The sequence below is a fragment of the uncultured Parolsenella sp. genome (assembly GCF_934660935.1).
Classification (GTDB): domain Bacteria; phylum Actinomycetota; class Coriobacteriia; order Coriobacteriales; family Atopobiaceae; genus Parolsenella.
On sequence record NZ_CAKUIH010000004.1, the window covers coordinates 125,245 to 145,470 of the forward strand.

The 20,226-nt window shown below is 63.1% G+C and carries 16 protein-coding genes and 1 riboswitch; of the genes, 12 read left to right on the plus strand and 4 right to left on the minus strand.

Annotated elements, in window-relative coordinates; translation table 11 throughout:
* Positions 1–199: 199 nt before the first annotated feature.
* Both Q0H23_RS03245 and Q0H23_RS03250 read left to right on the plus strand, forming a co-directional pair.
* A complete protein-coding gene (locus tag Q0H23_RS03245) occupies positions 200–490 on the plus strand; it encodes a hypothetical protein (RefSeq protein ID WP_293814307.1) in 291 nt (96 codons plus the stop codon).
* Positions 491–1,255: 765 nt separating this feature from the next.
* Positions 1,256–2,344 (plus strand): hypothetical protein, encoded by a 1,089-nt coding sequence (locus tag Q0H23_RS03250; RefSeq protein WP_293835632.1) that lies wholly within the window; start codon positions 1,256–1,258, stop codon positions 2,342–2,344.
* 1,039 nt (positions 2,345–3,383) lie between these two features.
* Here Q0H23_RS03250 and nhaA read toward each other — a convergent pair.
* The 3 genes from nhaA to Q0H23_RS03265 all read right to left on the minus strand — a co-directional run bounded on the left by nhaA (position 3,384) and on the right by Q0H23_RS03265 (position 6,538).
* A complete protein-coding gene (gene nhaA / locus Q0H23_RS03255; protein ID WP_293835634.1) occupies positions 3,384–4,775 on the minus strand; it encodes a Na+/H+ antiporter NhaA in 1,392 nt (463 codons plus the stop codon).
* 5 nt (positions 4,776–4,780) lie between these two features.
* The gene (locus tag Q0H23_RS03260; RefSeq protein WP_293835635.1) at positions 4,781–5,707 is read right to left on the minus strand and encodes a manganese-dependent inorganic pyrophosphatase; all 927 of its coding nucleotides are present in this window, start codon (positions 5,705–5,707) and stop codon (positions 4,781–4,783) included.
* A 267-nt stretch (positions 5,708–5,974) separates the two neighbouring features.
* The gene (locus tag Q0H23_RS03265) at positions 5,975–6,538 is read right to left on the minus strand and encodes a DUF1836 domain-containing protein (protein WP_293835637.1); all 564 of its coding nucleotides are present in this window, start codon (positions 6,536–6,538) and stop codon (positions 5,975–5,977) included.
* 203 nt (positions 6,539–6,741) lie between these two features.
* Here Q0H23_RS03265 and Q0H23_RS03270 point away from each other — a divergent pair, with 203 nt between their 5' ends.
* The 3 genes from Q0H23_RS03270 (at position 6,742) to Q0H23_RS03280 (ending at position 10,450) form a co-directional block, all read left to right on the plus strand.
* A complete protein-coding gene (locus Q0H23_RS03270; RefSeq protein WP_293835640.1) occupies positions 6,742–7,608 on the plus strand; it encodes a DegV family protein in 867 nt (288 codons plus the stop codon).
* Positions 7,609–7,897: 289 nt separating this feature from the next.
* Positions 7,898–9,262: a PFL family protein gene (locus Q0H23_RS03275; RefSeq protein WP_293835643.1), complete on the plus strand. Its 1,365-nt coding sequence runs from the start codon at positions 7,898–7,900 to the stop codon at positions 9,260–9,262.
* Positions 9,263–9,283: 21 nt separating this feature from the next.
* Positions 9,284–10,450, plus strand: coding sequence for a serine hydrolase (locus tag Q0H23_RS03280; protein ID WP_293835645.1), 1,167 nt, complete (start codon positions 9,284–9,286; stop codon positions 10,448–10,450).
* 5 nt (positions 10,451–10,455) lie between these two features.
* Here Q0H23_RS03280 and murB read toward each other — a convergent pair whose 3' ends face one another.
* Positions 10,456–11,400: a UDP-N-acetylmuramate dehydrogenase gene (murB, locus tag Q0H23_RS03285; protein ID WP_293835648.1), complete on the minus strand. Its 945-nt coding sequence runs from the start codon at positions 11,398–11,400 to the stop codon at positions 10,456–10,458.
* Between the two features lie 308 nt (positions 11,401–11,708).
* Positions 11,709–11,852, plus strand: a riboswitch (FMN riboswitch).
* A gap of 6 nt (positions 11,853–11,858) precedes the next feature.
* On the opposite strand from murB, the gene Q0H23_RS03290 reads away from it, so the two are divergent.
* The 7 genes from Q0H23_RS03290 to Q0H23_RS03320 all read left to right on the plus strand — a co-directional run bounded on the left by Q0H23_RS03290 (position 11,859) and on the right by Q0H23_RS03320 (position 20,139).
* On the plus strand, positions 11,859–12,428 hold the full coding sequence (locus Q0H23_RS03290; protein WP_293835650.1) for an ECF transporter S component: 570 nt from the start codon (positions 11,859–11,861) through the stop codon (positions 12,426–12,428).
* A gap of 27 nt (positions 12,429–12,455) precedes the next feature.
* Positions 12,456–14,198 (plus strand): energy-coupling factor transporter ATPase, encoded by a 1,743-nt coding sequence (locus tag Q0H23_RS03295; protein WP_293835652.1) that lies wholly within the window; start codon positions 12,456–12,458, stop codon positions 14,196–14,198.
* Positions 14,192–14,995, plus strand: a complete 804-nt coding sequence (locus tag Q0H23_RS03300; RefSeq protein WP_293835654.1) for an energy-coupling factor transporter transmembrane component T — start codon at positions 14,192–14,194, stop codon at positions 14,993–14,995. The genes Q0H23_RS03295 and Q0H23_RS03300 overlap by 7 nt, the downstream gene beginning before the upstream one ends.
* A 586-nt stretch (positions 14,996–15,581) precedes the next feature.
* Complete coding sequence (locus Q0H23_RS03305) at positions 15,582–16,781, plus strand: CHAP domain-containing protein (protein ID WP_293835657.1); 1,200 nt, start codon at positions 15,582–15,584, stop codon at positions 16,779–16,781.
* 243 nt (positions 16,782–17,024) lie between these two features.
* Positions 17,025–18,080, plus strand: a complete 1,056-nt coding sequence (gene galE, locus Q0H23_RS03310; RefSeq protein ID WP_293835662.1) for a UDP-glucose 4-epimerase GalE — start codon at positions 17,025–17,027, stop codon at positions 18,078–18,080.
* A 9-nt stretch (positions 18,081–18,089) separates the two neighbouring features.
* Positions 18,090–19,136, plus strand: coding sequence for a polyprenyl synthetase family protein (locus Q0H23_RS03315; RefSeq protein ID WP_293835665.1), 1,047 nt, complete (start codon positions 18,090–18,092; stop codon positions 19,134–19,136).
* Between the two features lie 94 nt (positions 19,137–19,230).
* Positions 19,231–20,139 (plus strand): peptidoglycan-binding protein, encoded by a 909-nt coding sequence (locus tag Q0H23_RS03320; protein WP_293835668.1) that lies wholly within the window; start codon positions 19,231–19,233, stop codon positions 20,137–20,139.
* Positions 20,140–20,226: the final 87 nt, after the last annotated feature.

Genomic DNA, 20,226 nt, shown 5'->3' on the forward strand with positions numbered 1-20,226 from the left:
ACGCCGATGCGCCGGATGCGACCCCAATCCGCATGACGCTCATTTGCGGGATAGTCGCTCGCGATCCGACCACTGGAGGCAGCGGCGCATTCCCCCTTGAAATGATCCGTGCTGGCGCTGTGCTTACGCTCATTCGAGTATAGAGAGAAATAATCGTTATGGAACGCGAAGTGGTGAAGCGCGCGTTACGAGAGAGCGAATGGCATCCGCGGCTGTTACCATAGTGCCCATGGAAAAGCCTCCCTACATACCAAACTCTGACGAGTACGGCGAGCTCCAACGCTTCGTTGATGCGTTGTTCATGAGCGAGCACTTCGTGGATAACCTCGACGTTCAAGTCATGGCGGAGACATTTGACCTCCCGTATGACCTGCTTGAGGTCGTCGGCATGCTACCGAGCGGCGTCTATGAGCGCCCCCGCCTCGCAGACCAACTCAACTCCGCTCTCGTCGCGCACGGCTGGACTCAGCGCTTCGGCACCGTGGAGTAACGTAGCCCCCGCTTGTCTCTCGCACGAGCCAACCAGCGTCGCGCCACCCGGACGCAGCACGATTCGTCGCGGTTAACGTGTCTATGCATGCATTATTTCGACTGTGGCCAGGTTCGCGAAATCCTTGGCGACTTTTTAGCACTTATATTGACCAGGGCAGCTTTTAACTGCGTAAATAGCCGCCACGGATTCCTCAGAGCCCCCCTTAACCAGCATTCCGACGCATATACATTCGCCATATGTGCTCATTTGTCATCAACGTTTGTCTCCCAATTACGCATACCAAACATCGGCGCATATTCAGCCCCTATATGTGTTCGTTTGCCGGCACTTCACACCGCTACGGCTCTCATATCTCAGCTCGACACGCTTACAGCCTCGATTCACACCTGTTTTCAATCCTGCCGTCGAGCCTTCAAAGCGCCAGCGACGCGCCGCTCTTTACTGCCTCCAGCCATTTAAGATGACATGACAATAATCAGACAATTTCTGACAGAATCTAACGGAAATACAACAAAGAATGTTGTGTTTTTCCAGGTAGATACACTTATCCACGAATAGATACCATTCACGTGTTTTTACTTAATATTCGCCTCAATCTAGGCACAATAGGTCCACCTCGTATTGGTATCTATTCGCCTTCGCGGCGTCTGAATGTGCGCTTTGCACATCCAGCCATCACCCCGCAAGGCAGAACGGCGCGTTTTCACCACAACGCACAGTTCTTCATATGGCAAAGGCATGAGTCGGTCTTAAGGAGGCCCTATGGGCAAGGGAACACATAAAGCAACAGACGCGCGCCTGGGCGCCCTACTCGACGAGGCATCACGCCGGGGCTCGTGCCTTGGTCCTCGCAATCGAAATGACCGAGCGGCCCTCTCTAGAAGAGTCGAAAAAGGCCTGGTCGTCTCCCCTTATCCTGGAGTCTACGCATCCCCGTCTTTCTGGAATTCCCTTAGTTATAAACCAGAGCAGCAGGAGCGCGCCATCTTACTCGGCATCGCAATGCTTCATCCGAGCTGGGTGTTCTGCCACGTTTCCGCAGCTATCATCCACGGTCTCAACGTTCCCTACCGCATGCACGGCGCTATACATGTTGCAAATCTCAATGGATCATCCAGCAGACAGTCGAAGCAGGTCGTTCGCCACCGAATCCGGCGCAGTCAAATCGAATGGTTTGGCGGAATAGCGCTAACGTCCCCTCTTGAGACAACCCTCGAGTGCCTTTGCGACTCCGGATTTCGCGAAGGCCTCTCAATCGCCGATTCAGCCGCCAGGCTCCTCGGTCTGTCGGGAAGCGAACTGCGCGACAAGCTGTCCGATCTCGGTAAGGGCACACCCGGAATCCAACGGGCACTCAGCATCGCACAATGCGCCGATCCCCTGAGCGAAAGCGGCGGCGAGTCAATCGCTCGCGCGACAATCATCCGATACGGCTATGTTCTTCCTAGGCTTCAGATTTGGATACCTAATCCGCTTGACCAGAAACATCCTTTCCGCGCTGACGCAATTTGGATTCTCCTCGATGGGACCATCATCATTTGCGAGGTTGACGGCATCGAAAAGCGCATAAATCCCGAGATGACAGGAGGTCTTGACCTCGCACGAGTCTTTGCAAAAGAGCGCCAGCGAGAAGCGTTGCTCACAGCAGTCGGTGCAAAAGTCATGCGCGTCTCATTCAGTGACGCATGGGACGGTCAGAAGCTGTGTCAGCTGCTCGATGCCTACGGCGTGCCGAAAGCAAATAGCCCCGAAGGGCTCGCAATGAGGCGTGAGAGTTCGGCAATGATGGGTGGGGTTCCAGCGCCAAACGGCGCAGTCATCAGGAATGGGCGACTGAAGTTCGAGCGCTAGCCGAATTAAGGCAGTCCATACGGGCGCTTGAAGTTCGAGCGCTTTCCGTATTTAGGCAGTCCATGGATTGAGGCGGCACGATTCCGTTCGCTCGGCGTCTCTAAGCATGCGTAATATTGATCGCTACGGCCCACCTCCGCCTGCCCGCGAATAGCCAACTACGACTCTGCACGCTTAAGGCCTCTAAGCGTGCAGAGTCAGCTGGCATGACAACACAGCCAGTGTTCACGAGTGGTCGGACGCGCAATCTTGCACGCTTGGGAGCTTTATGCATGTAGGATTAGCCACCGCTGCCTCCCCGCCAGCCTTCATACGCGATCGGGCACGCAATCCTGCACGTTTAAGGCCTCTAAACGCGCGCTTCGTTCAGGACGGCACCGCAGCCAGCCTTCACGAAGGATTGCTTGTGCGATTCTACGCACTTAAAACCGGCTTGCATGTCAAAACGGTGCAACGACCCCACGCTGATTAATCCGTGGCGACTTTCTGACATAAATTATGAAGGTTTACCTTTTTAACTGCGCAAATAGTCGTCACGGTTTCTGCTAACGGGCTAAGGGGCACGTTTCGTCACGTATAGGCGGTCAATATGCGACTGTTTAATGTCACGGAGACTGCAGCAATCCGTGGAAGCACGCTTCCTCATACATAGACGCCCGATATGTGTTTATTTGTCTCCACAATTTGGGGGCATCACCGGAAAGCAACAGACGACATGCTTAGCCGGCCCATATACGCCGAAACTTCGCCAATGTCTCAAGTCGCGCGACAACGCGACTCCTCCGCAAACTGAATGGCCGCCGGCGCGGACAACGCGGCAACGTCACGGACGGCACGGCCGCCGGCAAGGGCAACTCGCCCCGCCATAAGCAAGGTGGCCGCCGGCAAGGGCAGCTCGCCCCGCCTTAAGCAAGGTGGCCGTCAGCGCGGCCAACACAGGAACGCCACATAAAAAAGGCGGATCCTCCGTGGTTGGAAGACCCGCCCGCACACCAAACTAAGTCATCAAGCGCTTAGCCGTCCGACATGTTCGTACCACTTAATCCTCGTCGACCTCAGGCTCGACGGGCTTCTTGGTCGCGGCAAGGATAAAGGCGCTGCCCACGGCGGCGCTCGCGATAGAACACGCGAGAATGGCGCACTTGGCCGCAAGCACTTCGGTCTCGCTCACAAACGCAAGGCCGGCGATAAGGATGGACATCGTGAAGCCAAGGCCACCCATGAGGCCCACGCCGATGATCTGCTTCCAGTCGACGCCCTTCGGCAGCTTGGCGAAGCCAATCTTCACGAGCAGGAAGGTAACGCCGATGATGCCAATCGGCTTACCCAGGAACGCACCCAGGAAGACACCGCGAGTCACAGGATCGGCGAGGATGGCCGCCGGATCGGCACCCACGAGGCAGACCTGCGCGTTCACGAAGGCGAACAGCGGGAGGATGCCGAAGTTGACGAACGTCGAGATGGCACTCTCGACGCGGACCAGCGGCGGCGCAACGCGATGCATCACGCGCTCGACGCTGTGAGCCTTCTCCGTGAAATCGTGCTGGCCGAGGACATGCGACTCCTCGTCATAGGCGTCTTCGAGGAGGTCTGCTTTGTCGCCAAGCCAGTCACGCAGCGCGTCGAGGCGAATATCGGACTTGGCAGGCAGGAACAGGGCCAGGATGACACCGGCGAGCGTCGCGTGGATACCGGAGTTGAACATGCATACCCACAGGACGAGGCCCACGATAATGTACCAGCGAGCGGCGAACGCACGCATGCGGTGCAGCGCCGCGAGCACGACGATGCAGCCAAGCGACGCGGCAAGCCACGGGATGCTCGGGGTCTGCCCGTAGAAGACGGCGATTACGATGATGGCGAGGATGTCGTCAGCGATCGCGAGGGTCGAGAAGAAGACCTTGGTCGCTGGCTTCACACGGTCGCCCAGCAGCGACATGATGCCGAGAGCGAAGGCGATGTCAGTCGCCATCGGAACGGCCCAGCCATGGGGCGCGCCACCCTTTCCGAGGTTCAGGGCGAGGTAGATGAGCGAGGGCACGGCCACGCCGCCCACAGCGGCGAGCATGGGAAGCGCCGCCTGTCGCGGCCGGCGCAGCTGGCCCACGGTCATCTCATATTTGAGTTCGATGCCCACGAGAAGGAAGAAGATGGCCATCAGGAAGTCGTTCACGAACTCCTCGAGCGTGAGGCTCGCGCTCACGCCGCCGATGGACACGCCGATCGACGTCTCGAAGAAGTGGTGGACCGCCTCATAGGCGGGCGTGTTCGCGACGATGACGGCGAGGATGGCGGCGAGCACCATCACGGCGGCGGCGATGATGCCGTTAGACGTGAACTCCTGACGCGCATCCCTACGCTCGAAGCGGCGAACCTGCACCTCCTCGGCAATGATCTCCTCGTTGATGATGGGCTCCGGGCTCTGGGTCATATCTTCTACTCCGCGGCGGCGAGAATCGGGGCAGCAACCTGCTTCTTACGGGAGAGCACGCCGGGCATCCAGACGCCATCGTGCTCGTCGGCGATACCGAGGCCCTTCTGGGCAACGGCGGTCTCGCCCTCGAAGAGGACCTGGGAGCCCTCCTCCATGATGTCGGTCAGGCAAAGGACGATGCCCTCGGCGCCCTTGTCGGCCTGGTAGGCGCGCATGGCCTCGCGGATCTCGTCGATCATGCCGAGAGCGCGGCTCTTGTCAACCGTCTCGTACTGGCCGATAAGGAGCTTCTGGCCGGCGACCTCGAACATCTTGATGTCGTTGCCGACCATCTCGGCCGCGGTGAAGGAGCCGGACGGCCGGGAGAGGAAGACCTCCATGCCGAACTTGACCGGATCAACGCCAAGCTGCTCGCCAAGCTTGGCGGCGATGGCACGGTCGACGTCGGTGGTCGTGGGGCTCTTGAGCATGAGCGTGTCGGTCATCATGGCAGAGAGCAGGAGCTTCGCCTGGACGTCCGTGAGCTCCTGGTCGAGAACCTCGAACAGCTTGGCGACGATGGTGCAGCTGGAACCCCAGGGAAGCGCGATGTAGTGGAGCGGAGCGGCAGTCTCGAAGTCACCGATGCGGTGGTGGTCGACGACGCCCAGGACGGTGGCGTCCTTCAGGCCCTCGACGGACTGGCTGGACTCGTTGTGGTCAGTCAGGACGACAAGCTGGCCAGCCTCGACGCCCTTGATCTGCTCGGGCTCGGCAATGCCAGCCTCGGCGAGGAGCTTGGCGGACTCGGCCGGAAGCGCACCGAGGGCGCAGGCCTTGTACTCGTTGCCCTCGTAGCCAACCTGGTTAAGAAGCTGGGCGAGAACGACGGCGGACATGACGGCGTCGTTGTCAGGGTTCTGGTGACCAAAGACGTAGACCGTGCTCATTGCGCGTACCTCCAAATCTAAGCGGGCACCGCGGCGGCACCCGGCAAGGCAGGCGCCCCTGCGCCCACCGTTTTTGCAACTTTTTAATTGTACCCACCGAATTGTCTGCCCCATCTGAGCGGGGCGCTGTTCCACAAAGACGCTGAAATGTTGCCCTCACCTGGGGGACAGCCAGCGTCTCGGCAGCGCGTCCGCACGGAGGCGCAACCGGACCGCGCTCACGTCATGACATGACCGGGAAAGCCACGCCCAGCGCCTCGGCAGCGCCTACCTCACCTGGGAAAGAGTCTGCTCCACGTAGACCTTATCCGCCACAGCCTCGACGGCGGCGCTCATGAGGCGCGACAGGTCGGGGGCGACCTCGACACCGTTAGCATCCGTCAACGGCACGTGCGGGGTTGCGGGAATGGCACGCTCGTCCTCGTCAACGGCAAAGCGACGGGCGAGGGTCTCCTCAAGCGTGGCGACGAGCACGTCATACGTACTGGCGACGTTCACGCCGCGGTCGACGCAGGCATCATACAAGGTCTTGACCTCGCTTATGGGAAGCACGCGCTTCAGCGTGCACACGAAGATGAGCGAAGCGACATGGCGACGAGTGTAGCGACGGCGCTGAGGGGCCGGAATCACGCGCTGCTTCACGTAGTTGTTGACCATAGAGCTCGTGATGAGCTCCTCGCCCGGGAGGGCCATGAACGAGAGGTTCTCGGACACAAAGGAGAGCACCTGGTCGAGATAGAGCTCTATGCGCGGCATCTCCTCGACTCGCGCGATGTGGACGCGCGTCATGCGCTCGCGCAGATCGCGAACGTCATCTTCGTGCAAAGTCATCGCCGGCCCCCTTGTCTGAATAGCCAATTCCCCAGGGTTCAGTGGGTAAATGTACGTCCAACCCAACTTGTGACGCAAGTTTACGCATTATCAAAATGACGTATCCTAGTATCCATAACTAGATACACTAATCTCGAGGATTCGACCGAGAGACTTTGCATCGCACGAGCAACAGTCGCACCGCACCTAACAGGGAGCCCCGCATGAACGAGCAGCGCATTGCCATCATCACGGATTCGGGCACTGACACCCCGGCGGACTTCGCCGCGGCTCATGACGTGCGCACCGTGTCGCTCGCAGTCAACTATTCCAACGGCGACAGTTATCGCTCCGGCTCGGAGATTACCGCCGACGAGGTGATCGACCGCTTCGCCGAGGAGATTCCCACAACGAGCCTTCCCTCCCCCAAGGACATCCGAGAGGCTCTCGAGACCGCTCGTGCCGATGGCTACGAGGCAGCCGTCTTCGTGACGATCAGCTCCGGTCTCTCCGCCACCAACCACACCGTCCACCTTGTCGCCGGCCAAATGCCCGATTTCCCGGTGGCGGTCGTCGACACCAAGAGCATCGGCATCGCGGCGGGTCTCACCGTCATGGCAGCCGTCCGCATGGTCGAGGCGGGCATCCCCTTCGACGAGCTCCAGGGCAGGCTCGAGGCCCTCGCAGCGGAGACCCACGGCTACTTCACCGTGCGCGAGCTCTCCTACCTGCGCCACGGTGGCCGCATCAACGAGGCCACCTACCGCCTCGGCAGCGTCCTGAACCTCAAGCCCGTCTTCACTTGCGATAAAGAGGGCAAGTACGTCACCGTCAAGAAGTGTCGTGGCTGGGAGAAGGCCCTCGCCAGCGAGCTTGCCATCATTGCCGAGAAGGCCAAGGAATACGCGCAGGTTATCTGTGCCGTGTGCTGCACCAAGGCGGAGCCTCGCACGGAGGAGCTCTCCGAGAAGATTCACGAGATGATTCCCAATTGTTGCGAAATCGTCAAGGTCAGCCTCTCGCCGGACCTGATCGTGCACGCGGGTCCCAGCCTCATTGGCATGGCAGCCCAGCCCGTCCCGGCACTCTAGCGTCCGCCCCCGGGCAAGAGCCAAACCACCCAGAACCCATGCGGAGGCCGCCTCGAGCGGCCTCCTCCACATGCAGGGATTGCGAGGGCACTGGCCACAAAAGCCTCGACGCCGCAAAACGCTCCGCTGCCTGTAACAATCCAACGAACAGCGGCACCGTTCGGTATCGTCTCCCCTAGCACTCGTGCATAATGTGTAAATCGCACATTTGCGCGCATAAGCCCGCACACGCTGGGCCTGCGCGTCCGCAAGCGCATGCCGCACGTCCATGCCAAACGAAGGGGACATCGTGTCTATTACTGCAGAAGAGGTCGCCGAGACACTCAACATGGTGACCGAGCAGCACCTCGACATTCGCACCATCACCATGGGCATCTCGCTCATGGGCTGCGCGGACGAGAACCTCGACCGCATGTGCACCAAGGTATATGACCGCATCACCACCAAGGCCGAGCACCTCGTTGAGACCGCGGAGAACCTCGAGCGCGAGTATGGCATCCCCATCGTCAACAAGCGCGTCTCCGTAACGCCCATCGCCCAGATTGCCGCCGCCTGCCCGGACATCGACCTCGTGCCGCTCGCGCACGCGCTTGACCGCGCAGCGGAGACCCTCGGCATCGATTACCTTGGCGGCTATTCCGCCCTCGTGCACAAGGGCATCGGCGACGCAGATCGCCGTCTCATCAACTGCATCCCCGAGGCGCTTGCCTCCACGAGCCGCGTGTGCTCGAGCGTAAACGTCGCGAGCCTGCGCGCCGGCATCAACATGGACGCCGTCCTCATGGCTGCCCAGACCATCATCGACGCCGCCAAGCTCACGGCGGATCGTGATTCCGTGGGCGCCTCCAAGTTCGTCTGCTTCGCCAACATGGTCGAGGACTCGCCGTTCATGGCGGGCGCCGTCCATGGCTCTGGCGAGGCTGACGCCGTCATCAACGTCGGCGTCTCCGGCCCCGGCGTCATGGCGGCGGCCCTCGCCGAGCTCCCCAAGACGGCCGACATGATGGAGGTTGCGGAGCGCATCAAGCAGACCGCCTTCAAGATCACCCGTGCCGGCGAGCTCATGAGCCGCCAGGCCGCGAGCCGCCTCGGTGTCGAGAAGGGCATCGTCGACCTCTCGCTCGCCCCCACCCCCGCCATCGGCGACTCCGTGGCACGCATCCTCGAGATCATCGGCGTCGGCCAGTGCGGCGGTCCGGGCACCACGTGCGCCCTCGCCATGCTCAACGACGCCGTCAAGAAGGGCGGCGTCATGGCGAGCTCCAGCGTGGGCGGCCTGTCCGGCGCCTTCATCCCGGTCTCCGAGGACGCCGGCATGATCGACGCCGCCGAGGCCGGCGCGCTCTCCCTCGAGAAGCTCGAGGCCATGACCTGCGTGTGCTCCGTCGGCCTCGACATGATCGCCGTTCCGGGCGACACGCCGGTCGAGGCGATCGCCGGCATCATCGCCGACGAGATGGCCATCGGCGTCATCAACAACAAGACCACCGCCGTTCGCCTCATCCCCGCCATCGGCAAGGCCGAGGGCGACTGCGTCGAGTTCGGCGGCCTCTTTGGCCGCGCCCCCGTCATGCACGTGAACCCCAACGCGGGTCACGTCCTGGCGCACCGCGGCGGCCGCTTCCCCGCCCCGCTCAACTCCCTCAAGAACTAGGCGGCAGCGAGGCAAGGCAAGATGTCAGACGATCAGCGCGAGAGCGACCTGGACGAAACGTTCGAGTCAGCCGATGCGCCCGAGTTGAACAACGTCGCCGAGACGAACGAGAGGCTCGTCGAGGCGGAGATAGACACCGAGACGGAAGCGCAGGCGGAAACGCCCGCGCTTCCGCGCGTGCTTAGGTGGCTCCTCCTCGTGGACGCCCGCGCCTCCGTCATAGCCAGCGCGGTCGCTGTCGTCATCATCATCGCCCTCGTCTTTGGTATCGCACACACGAAGAACGATTCTGTGGCGGCTCGCCCGGGAGAACCCGTCGGTGTCCTCAGCGCTCGAGTGTCCGCACCGCCCTCAAGCGGAGCCTCCTTCGCGGATAGCCTAATCTCGACAGGGTTTTCCGTCCCCGAGGACCCAGCGGGCATCGTCGTCTCAGATGCCAGCATCACCAACGACAAAATCGTCCCTCTTCGTCACGCGACCGACGCCATCGAAGACGCGGGCTACAAGGTTGGCTATGTCCTGCTAGACGTCAACACCGGCGCGACCATCAGCTACAACGCAGACACCGCCTTCTACTCCGCAAGCTCGCTCAAGGGGCCCTATGTCGCCGCGCTCGCGCGCTATGGCCTGGGCGATGGCATCGAATCCCTCTCGGGCCTCATCTCCGCGACGATCGAGCAGTCTGACAACGTCGCCTACGCCATCTTGCGCGGGAGCAACGGCGACGACGTCATGCGACAGCTCGTTGACGAAGCGGGCGCGGAGAACCTGCCGGCAACGGCGGCGACCAGCGACATCGACTCTGCCATGCAGACGCTCAGCGTCGCGAGCATCGCGGACAATAACTACGAGTTTGTGACGCCTAACCAGCTGCTTTCGATGTGGGCGCTCTGTGGGCAGTACCTTGCCAGCAACGAGCCGGGAGCCGCCTATCTCGCAAGCGAGTTCGCCATACCGGAGACCTCTGCAATCAAGTACGTGGGCAGAGCCTTTGGCGGCACCTGGTCAAAGGCCGGATGGTACCCCGGCGAGGGCGGCTCCCTCTCGACCACGGTCGACGCCGGCGTGGTGCGCGAGGAGACCGGCGATGTGGTTCTCGTCGTAATGACCAACAAAGGCTCGGACTTCTCCGTTATCGACAGCATCGCGCTCGAGCTTCTCGAGCTCCACGAGCATATGGCGGGTTAACGAACCTAGAACTCGCCCACGAACCTGACCTCGGGCTCGAGCTCGACGTCGAACTGACGCTTGACCTCGTTCTGGACATGGGAGATGACGGCGCGCACGTCGGCCGCCGTAGCATCGCCAAGGTTCACGACGAAGCCCGCATGCTTAGTCGAGACCGCGGCTCCCCCCACCTGGTAGCCCTTGAGGCCGGCATCGCTGATGAGCTTGCCGGCAAAGTGGCCCTCGGGGCGCTTGAAGGTCGAGCCCGCGCTGCCATACTCAAGCGGCTGCTTGGACTGGCGCGCCTCCGTAAGCTCGGCCACGCGATCCGCAATCTGGGAGCGGTCGCCCGCCTCGAGCTTGAACGTGGCGGAGAGCACCACAAGGCCCTCGGTGCGCACGCGGCTCGTGCGGTAGCCCATCTCGAGCTGATCGGCCGGAATCTCCTCGACATAGCCACTCGGCATGAGGCAGCGGACGCTCTCGAGGACATCGGCGCAGCAGCCGTCATAGGCACCGGCGTTCATGAAGACGGCGCCGCCCACGCTGCCCGGGATGCCACAGGCAAACTCAAGGCCCGTTAGGCCGAGGGAAGCCGCGAGCTCGGATACATCCGCGATGGCAGCACCTGCCTCACAGAGGATCTCGCAGGCCTCGCGCGGATCACCCAACAACAGGATGTCGTCGAGCGCGCCGGCGCAGTCGATCATGACACCGCGATAGCCCTTGTCGCCGACGAGTAGGTCAGAGCCCAGGCCAAGCAGAAAGTGCGGCACACCCGTATCGACGCAGGCGCGCGTGACGCGCACGAGCTCGTCCTCCGTCGCGGGCGTGACGAACAGGTCCGCCGGACCGCCGACGCCGAAGGTGGTGTGGGCGCTCATCGGTTCGTCGCGGCGGACGGCATCCGCGCCCACCACGCTCTCGAGGGCGTGGGCGAGGGCGTCGAACTTCTCGGAATCCTGGGACATGGGTCCTCCTCGGGCTACGCGCGCGGCCGCGCGGCGATGATCATGAGCTGCGATGACCGGCCAGGCAGCCCAAGGCTGCCGCGCGGCGAACGTCTGATTCTCTCCGCTGAAGTTTACCCGCCCTTTCGCGCGTCAATGCAAACTCCGCATTCGGGGCCGCCAGACCGGGGCGTCTCCGCCTCGCAGGGCATACTCCGCCGTACCTCGGCCCCGGCGCCACGTGCCCGCTCCCCCGTTCGTCCCACAGCGTCTCGAGCCCTCGCGCATAAATCCCTTTGCGCGCCGTGGGCAATGTGCTAGCCTATCGGTGTCAGTTTCAGGGCGGGGCGAAATTCCCCACTGGCGGTAACTGGTGGCAAAGAGCCAACCAGGAGCCCGCGACCCGCGAATACGCGGTCGATCCGGTGAGAGTCCGGAGCCAACGGTCACAGTCCGGATGGAAGAAACGGAGGCCACTTATGGCTACTTCCACGCACGCAAACTCCCACGCAACCACCGGCACCACGTCAGGCGGCTGGTCGACTCAGCGCATCGCCATCTGCGCGCTGTTCGTCGCCGTCTCGATGATCGTCAGCTACATGGAGATCCCGGTTCCGCCGGTCGCGTGGCTGAAGTACGACCCGTCCGGCGCCGTCTGCCTCGTCGCCGGCCTCGCCTTCGGCACGGGCACGGGCGCCATCGTGAGCGTCCTGTCCTGGCTCCCCCACCTCTTCATGAATCCGTGGGGCGGCCTCATGGGCATCCTCTGCACGCTCGCGCTCGTCGTTCCCGCCTCGCTCGTGTACGAACGCAAGCAGACCGTCGCTGGCGCTGCCACCGGCATGGCGCTCGGCGCCGTCGCCACCCTCGTCGTCGCCTGCGGAGCCAACATCGTCATCACCCCGATCTACACCCCCACGATGACCTCGGCCGACGTCATGGCCATGATCGTGCCGGTGCTGCTGCCTTTCAACATCATCAAGGTCGCGCTCAACTGTGCCGTGACCGCCGTGGTGTTCAAGCCCGTCTCCAAGCTCGTGAGCAGGTAATTGGCCGCCTCGCCTAACAACGCGCCCATGTCGAGGGCCCAGCTCAAGGACGTCCGTCTCTCCTATGACGGCGGCCTCACCTGGGCCCTCGATGGCGTTTCGCTACGCATTGAACCCGGCGAGCGCATTTGCGTGCTCGGTCCCAACGGCTCCGGTAAGTCGTCACTCGCTCAGGTGCTCGCAGGCCTGGTTGCGCCTGACGAGGGAACCGTCGAGCTCGCAGGCCGTACCTGCTTCGACGGCTCGCCTGACCCGGACGCCTACCGTCACGCGCGCCGGGTCACGGGCCTCGTCTTCCAGAACCCCGAGGACCAGATCGTCACGAGCGTCGTCGCCGATGACGTGGCCTTCGGGCCAGAGAACCTCGGCATCGAGCGCATCGACATCGCCCGACGCGTCAACGAGGAACTGGGACGCGTGGCGATGTCCGCATATGCCCAGGCAGATCCGGCGCGCCTCTCCGGCGGCCAGCAGCAGCGCGTCGCCATCGCGAGCGCCCTCGCCATGCACCCAGACATGCTCGTGCTTGACGAGCCCGGCGCCATGCTCGACGTCCGCGGGCGCCGCGGCATCATGCGCGTGCTCGACCTGCTTCAGGAGGCCGGCACCACCCTCGTCCACGTCACGCACTTCATGGACGAGGCGCTCGCCGCAGACCGCGTCATCGTAATGCGCTCCGGTCACGTCGCTCTCGAGGGAACTCCCGCCGAGGTCTTCGCGCACGCCCGCGAGCTACGTGAATGCGGCCTTGACCTTCCTCTCGCAACGCGCGTGTCGCTCGAGCTTGGCCTGGAGCCCTGCGCAAGCGCAAGCGAGCTCGCGCATGTCCTTGCCGAGAGGGGCGCGAACCAGGGGGTCATCGCGTCTGCGGACGAGGAACCGTCCCCGCACGCGACAAACATCCCTACCAGCGATAACGCGCCGGCAGCCCTCCGCTTCTCAAACGTCAGCTTCTCGTACGGCGCTGCCCCCACCCTTGACGACCTCTCCTTCGAGCTTGCGCGCGGTGAGCTCGTCGCCCTCATCGGCCAGACGGGTTCCGGCAAGTCCACGATCGCCCGCCTCGCATGCGCGCTCGGCAATCCACAATCCGGCGAAGTCAGCGTATGTGGCATTCCTGCCGCTGACCGTAAGCGCCGCCGCGAGCTTCGCGGCAAGATCGGCTTCGTGATGCAGCGCCCCGAGCGCCAACTCTTCGCCAAGACCGTCGCGGCAGACGTCGCCTACGGCCCTCGCAACCTCGGACTTCCCGAGGAAGAAGTCGCTCGCCGCGTGAACGAGCAGCTCGAATTCCTCGGCATCGCCGATAAGGCCAGCGCCTCCCCCTTCGACCTCTCGGGCGGACAGCAGCGACTCGTTGCCCTGGGCGGCGTCCTCGCCATGGAGCCCGAGGTCCTCGTCCTCGACGAGCCGGTCGCCGGGCTCGACCCGCGCGGAGCCGCCCGCCTGCGCGAGCACGTTCGTGCGCTCCACGCCCGCGGAGTGACCGTGCTCATGATCTCCCACTCGATGGAGGACGTCGCCGAGCTCGCTGATCGCGTCATCGCGCTCGACCAGGGACGCATTGCCCTCGCCGGCACGCCTGAGGAGGTCTTCTCCCATGGGGAAGCCCTTCACAAGCTTGGCCTCGGCGTACCCGCCCCCCTCGAGCTCGCCCACAGCCTCGAGGACGCCGGCGTTTTCGCACCGGGCGAGCTTGGCCAGCCGCTCACAACCAGCGCGCTCGTCACCAACATCACCCGGCTCAGAGGAGGGGATCGATCTTGCTAGCCTCCCCAATCGGCCGCTATCAGCCTGGCACCTCGCTCGTGCACCGCCTCGACGCGCGCGTGAAGGTGATCTGCCTCATGGCCCTCGTCATTCTCATGGTCACGGTGACCACCCCGACGGGACTCGCCCTCGCCGCGATCGGCATCCTCGCGCTCGTCGCCGCAAGCCACGTTACGCCCAAGATCATCTGGGCAAGCGTTCGCCCCATCGTGCCCTTCGTAGCCTTCGTCGCCGTCTTTAACCTCTTCATGGCGCACGGCGGGACAACGCTCGCGCAACTAGGGCCGCTCGCGCTCACCACTGAGGGCATCTGGATCGCCGCGCTCTACGCGGTCCGCCTGCTTATGGCAGTGGCACTGGGCGCCCTGCTGCTGCTCACCACCACACCCACTGCCCTCACGGACGCATTCGAGTCCCTGCTCTCGCCTCTCGGCCGTTTGGGCCTTCCCGCCCATGAGATCTCGATGGTGCTCTCACTCGCCCTTCGCTTCGTGCCGGTGCTTGCGGACGAAGCTCAGTCGATCATGGATGCCCAAGCAGCACGAGGCGCGTCCTTCGAGGAGGGTGGCCTCGCCAACCGCGTCCGTGCCATTGGCGCCATCCTCGTGCCGATGTTCGCCGGAGCGATTCGTCACGCCGACAATCTCTCCCGAGCGCTCGACGCCCGTTGCTATGAAGGCGGCGCGGGTCGTACGCACTACCATGAGCAGCGCATCCGCCCGCGCGATATCGCGTTCGCGGCCGCCTGCGTCCTCTGGAGCGCCTGCCTCATCGCGCTTTCGGCTCTTGGAATCTAGCCCTCGCAAGCATTTTCCGCGGCCAATGGTCAAAAACACCTTCTTGGCGTACGGTCCAAGTCGATCACATCGTCAGTTGCTTGACTGGAGTCAAACAACTGAGTACTTAAGGAGCCTCTACCCAAGCCCAGCCACACCTTACGGGCCCAAATCGATCAATTAACTGTCGCACGCACCGCGCTTCACACCACAAATTGTCTTCAGGCGTACGCCAAGATGGGTTTTTTGACCATCCTCTCGGAAAAATCCTCTGGCGACATTAGAGGGGCGAGCAGAAGGCGTTTACATGGCTTGGCATCAGCGAACTTCGACTCCGTAGATATGTCAACGACCCCACGGAAGCACTTTGCATGGCTTGTTGCCCACGAGGCGCGATGTCCGCCCTCTCAGCCGTAGACCTGCCGTGTGGGCTCGTAACTAGAACCGTTCGTCAGATGTCCCACCTGCCATGTGGAGTCGTAACTAGAACTGTTCGCCAGATGTCTCATCCGTCAAAGCCGTGTAATTCGGGCAACGGAGACTCGGTTGGTCTATCCTTTTCTAATCAGAGCCACCGACACGCAAACGTACACCACTTGGAGCACACATGTCGCGAAGCAACCTCCGCCCCACCGAGGGCGTTTCCTCATATGAAAAAGACGAGCTCAACACTCTTTCTCGTCCGCAGAAGCTCATGACGCGCCGCACGGCGCTCAAGGCCATGTTTGGCCTTTCCGTCATCACCGCCGGTATGCTCGGTGCGCCTTCCTCGGCTTTTGCCGCAAAGGCCTCCCAACAAACGACCAACGCCCTCAGCTCCGCCCAGGCAGAGCTTGACGCCGCCCAGGCCAAGCTCGACGCCATCGCCGCGGAGTACCAGGAGCTCAACCAGAAGCTCAACGAGACCGTCGGCAAGATCGAGGAAGTCCAGGCCCAGATCGACGCAAAGCAGGCCGAGATCGACGCCAAGCAGACGGAGATCGAAGCCAAGCAGGACCAGCTCGCCAGCCGCATCTCCAGCAGCTATAAGACCGGCAACTCGGACATCCTTGCCCTCATCCTCAACTCCCAGAGCTTTGAGGAGTTCTCGAACAATCTGTTTTACATGGGCAAGATCAATGCCAGCGACGAGCAGCTGATCAACGACGTCAAGACCGCCAAGGCAGAGCTCGAACAGGCAAAGGCCGAGCTCGAGCAGCAGAAGGCAGAGCTCGAGCAGCTCAAGGAGGAGCAGACCCAGCAGCTCCAGGCCGTTCAGGCCAAGCAGGACGAGGCTAGCTCCGTCGTCAACAGCCTCTCCGATGACGTGAAGGCCCTCATGGCGAAGCGCGACGCGGAGATCGCGGCCGCAGCCGAGGAGGAGCGCCGTCAGGCGGAGGCAGCGAAGGCGGCCGCAAGCGCTGCTGGCGGCGTCTCCGGCAGCCTTAGCAACGCCTCCCCGACTGACAAGGGCGCCGCCATCGTCGCCGCCTGTCATCGCGTCGCCTCGCCGGGCGCGGGCCTCTGCGCCATGTGGGTCAGCCGCGTCTACCAGGCTGCCGGCCTTGGATATCCCGGCGGCAACGCCAACAACATGTACTGGAACTACTGCACGAGCTCCAACAAGGGCGATTTGCGGGCCGGCATGATCGTCGCAGTCTCGACGCACGGCAGCACCGCAGCCGGCCGCATCTACGGCCACGTTGGCATCTACATCGGCGGTGGCATGGTCATGGAGAACGTGGGCTACATCAACACGCAGAGCCTCGACTCCTGGATTGCCTCCTACGGCGACATCGTCACGCCGCGCTGGGGCTGGGCAGGCTAGGCAATCGCTCGGCAATCCTTCCATTTCAGCATGCGCTCGCTAAAGCAGCGGGGTCGCCCGGTTAACTCGAGCGACCCCGCTTTCGTCAGTCCTTCGTCACATGAGCTCGCACGTCATCGGCTCAGCTCGCCAACCGCCCGCTCATGTCTCGAGCACGACCATATCGGCACTATAATGGGAAGTTGGTGTGGACAAGGTCCACCCTGTCTACGTGTCACTGAACGCCTGGGCGAAAGGAACCCCATGAGCGAGAAGATCGATCCCAAAGACACCTGTGTGCTCGTCACCGGCGGCGCCGGCTTCATCGGCAGCCACACCGTGGTCGAGCTGCTCCAGAAGGATTACAAGGTCGTCATCGTCGATGACCTCTCCAATGCCTCCGCGAAGGTCGAGGACCGCATCAAGACCATCGTTGGCCCCGAGGCGGCCAAGAACCTCGAGCTCGTCATCGCGGACGTGAATGATCGCGCCGCGCTCGAACAGATCTTCGGCACCCACACGATCGACCGCGTCATCCACTTCGCCGGCTTCAAGGCCGTGGGCGAGTCCGTCTCCAAGCCGATCGAGTACTACTCCAACAACCTGGGCAACACGCTCACGCTCGTCGACGTCATGCGCGAGCACGGCTGCAAGTCCATCATCTTCTCCAGCTCCGCCACCGTCTACGGCGACCCGGACTCCCTGCCCCTCACCGAGGCCAGTCCCAAGAAGAACGCCACCAACCCCTATGGTTGGACCAAGTGGATGATCGAGCAGATCCTGACCGACCTCCACACCGCTGACCCCGAGTGGAACGTCGTCCTCCTCCGCTACTTCAACCCCATCGGAGCCCACCCCTCCGGACTCATGGGCGAGGATCCCAAGGGCATTCCCAACAACCTCGTGCCCTACGTCGCGCAGACCGCCATCGGCAAGCGCGAGGCCGTCCACGTCTTCGGCGATGACTACGACACGCCCGACGGCACCGGCGTTCGCGACTACATCCACGTCTGCGATCTCGCCACCGGCCACGCCGCCGCCCTCGCGTGGATGAACGGCAAGACGGGCGTCGAGATCTTCAACCTCGGCACCGGCAAGGGCACCTCCGTGCTCGAGATCATCAAGGCCTTCTCCCGCGCCTGCGGCAAGGACATCCCCTACGTCATCGACCCGCGCCGCCCCGGCGACGTCACCTCGAACTACGCGGACTGCTCCAAGGCCAAGGCCGAGATGGGCTGGGAGGCCAAGTACGACATCGACGACATGTGCCGCGACTCCTGGAACTGGCAGTCCAAGAACCCCAACGGCTACGAGGGCTAGGACGGCCGCGTGAGCAACACCTTCCCCGGATATCTGAAGGAGCGTCTGCCCCTCGTGGAGCAGGCGCTCTCCCGCGTCGCGGCAACCCCGCTTGACGACACCTCCTGCGCGACGGCAGACCTCAACCGCTACCTCTACGCGCCCCTCGCCCACTTCACCTCGGGTGGAGGCAAACGCGTGAGGCCGGTCCTCTGCCTGCTCGGCGCCGAGGCCGTGGGCGCCGCGCCAGAGCGCGCCCTCTCCGCCGGCATCGCTATCGAGCTCTTCCAGAGCGCCGCGCTCGTCCACGATGACATCGCGGACGAGTCCGAGCTCCGCCGCGGCGAGCCGTGCCTCTACGTCACGGAGGGGACAGGCGTCGCCATCAACATGGGTGACCTCGCCCTCACGCAGGTGTTCGAGGTCGTCATGGAGGACGCCGCGCTTGACGCGCCCACCAAGCTCTCGCTCCTGCGCAGCCTCGCCACGATGGAGCGCCACACCCTCGAGGGGCAGGCACTCGATCTCGGTTGGGCACGCGACGGGCGCTGGGACATCACGAGCGCGGACTACACCTTCATGGTCACGAGCAAGACTGCCTACTACACGGCCGCCTTCCCGCTCTATCTCGGTGCCATCGCCGGTGGCGCCCGCGAGGACGTCGCACGCGAGCTCTACGCGATTGGCATCGAGGCCGGCGTCGCCTTCCAGCTACAGGATGACCTGCTGAACCTCGTAGGCGACGCGGACGCCCAGGGCAAGGACTTCAGGAGCGACATCACGGAGGGCAAACGCACGCTCGCCGTGGTCCACGCGCTCGAAAACCTTGGCACCGCAGAGCGCGACGAGCTCGTGTCGCTCCTGACCACAGGCGTGACCGCACCCGATGACCTCACGCGCGCCGTTGAGCTCATCGAGGCGGGTGGCGGCATCGAGCATTGCCGTTCTCTTGCCGAGAAGGGCGCGGAGAAGACCAAGCGCCTGGCAACAGAGGCGGCGGAAAAGGGCCACATTTCGTTTGAGGCTCGCGACCTACTCTGCTCTATGGCAGACTTCTTTGTAGAGCGCGCGGCTTAGCCGCAAGCAAGAACGGGGCCCGTAAGGCCCACGAAGCATCTTAGAGGCGCGGCGCTCCCCCAGGCGGCCGCGCAGGCACACAAGGAGTACTTTGATGGATCCGATTCGCGAGGGCATGACCGGCTCGATGGTCGAGGACGTCCAGGATCGCCTGGCATCGCTTGACTACGAGATCGACGAGGCGGAACGCTCCGCATCCGAGTTTGGCTCGTCCACCGCAAACGCCGTGGCTCGCTTCCGCATCGAACACGGCCTGTCCATCTCGGCGGAAGTTGATCTGCCCTGTTGGTCCGTCCTCGTCGACGAGTGCTACCAGATGGGTGATCGCACCCTCTACCTGCGTCTCCCCAACTTCCACGGCAACGACGTCCGCTGTCTGCAGAACGCGCTCAACGTCCTCGGCTTCTCCTGCGGCGAGGCCGACGGCTACTACGGACCCCACACGGAGGGTGCCGTCAAGCTCTTCCAGGAGAACGTCGGCATGCTCGCAGACGGAATCGCCTTCGCTGACACCTTCGACGCCATCGAACGCCTTCGCCACGTCTGGGCCGGCAAGCCCGCTCAGGGTCCTCATCCCATGAGCGGTATGAGCTTCGCCCGTGCCGCGCTCGTTCTCGACGAGGTCGCCGTGGCACTCACCGCCGAGGACCCGATCTCGCGCAATGTCGCGGGCCGCATCTGGAACATCGCTCGCGCCATGTCTGATGACACCGGTCTTCGCCTCGTCGATTCGACCAAGGACGCCCTCCCGACCGACCGCGCCGTTATCGTCCTTGCCGTGACACCGCGTCCCGCCGTCTCCTCCGTCGCCAACGTGACCATGGCGGACGACGGTGACCTCGCCCTGCGCCTGCGCACGGCTCTTGAGAGCTCGCGCACGAAGCCTCCCGTGGTTCGCATCGAGCTGCCCGCAGACCCCAATTTCGACGGCTCCTTCACCATCAACGACGCCCAGATGCTCGCCGTCTCGCTTGTCGACACGCTCTGCGCGGCACTTTCCTAGCGAATAAGGCGTTGCCACACATAGCTCTCTCGTCGTTGACATTAAGGCGCGAGGCTCACTCCTTGACTGAGCCTCGCGCCTTTTCCC

Excerpts from the sequence above, each read along its gene's own strand:
- Q0H23_RS03260 (WP_293835635.1), bottom strand. The coding sequence starts at position 5,707 with ATGAGCACGGTCTACGTCTTTGGTCACCAGAACCCTGACAACGACGCC.
- murB (WP_293835648.1), bottom strand. The coding sequence starts at position 11,400 with ATGTCCCAGGATTCCGAGAAGTTCGACGCCCTCGCCCACGCCCTCGAG.
- nhaA (WP_293835634.1), bottom strand. The coding sequence starts at position 4,775 with ATGACCCAGAGCCCGGAGCCCATCATCAACGAGGAGATCATTGCCGAG.
- galE (WP_293835662.1), top strand. The coding sequence starts at position 17,025 with ATGAGCGAGAAGATCGATCCCAAAGACACCTGTGTGCTCGTCACCGGC.
- Q0H23_RS03290 (WP_293835650.1), top strand. The coding sequence starts at position 11,859 with ATGGCTACTTCCACGCACGCAAACTCCCACGCAACCACCGGCACCACG.
- Q0H23_RS03320 (WP_293835668.1), top strand. The coding sequence starts at position 19,231 with ATGGATCCGATTCGCGAGGGCATGACCGGCTCGATGGTCGAGGACGTC.
- Q0H23_RS03245 (WP_293814307.1), top strand. The coding sequence starts at position 200 with ATGGCATCCGCGGCTGTTACCATAGTGCCCATGGAAAAGCCTCCCTAC.
- Q0H23_RS03295 (WP_293835652.1), top strand. The coding sequence starts at position 12,456 with ATGTCGAGGGCCCAGCTCAAGGACGTCCGTCTCTCCTATGACGGCGGC.
- Q0H23_RS03270 (WP_293835640.1), top strand. The coding sequence starts at position 6,742 with ATGAACGAGCAGCGCATTGCCATCATCACGGATTCGGGCACTGACACC.
- Q0H23_RS03305 (WP_293835657.1), top strand. The coding sequence starts at position 15,582 with ATGTCGCGAAGCAACCTCCGCCCCACCGAGGGCGTTTCCTCATATGAA.
- Q0H23_RS03250 (WP_293835632.1), top strand. The coding sequence starts at position 1,256 with ATGGGCAAGGGAACACATAAAGCAACAGACGCGCGCCTGGGCGCCCTA.
- Q0H23_RS03265 (WP_293835637.1), bottom strand. The coding sequence starts at position 6,538 with ATGACTTTGCACGAAGATGACGTTCGCGATCTGCGCGAGCGCATGACG.
- Q0H23_RS03280 (WP_293835645.1), top strand. The coding sequence starts at position 9,284 with ATGTCAGACGATCAGCGCGAGAGCGACCTGGACGAAACGTTCGAGTCA.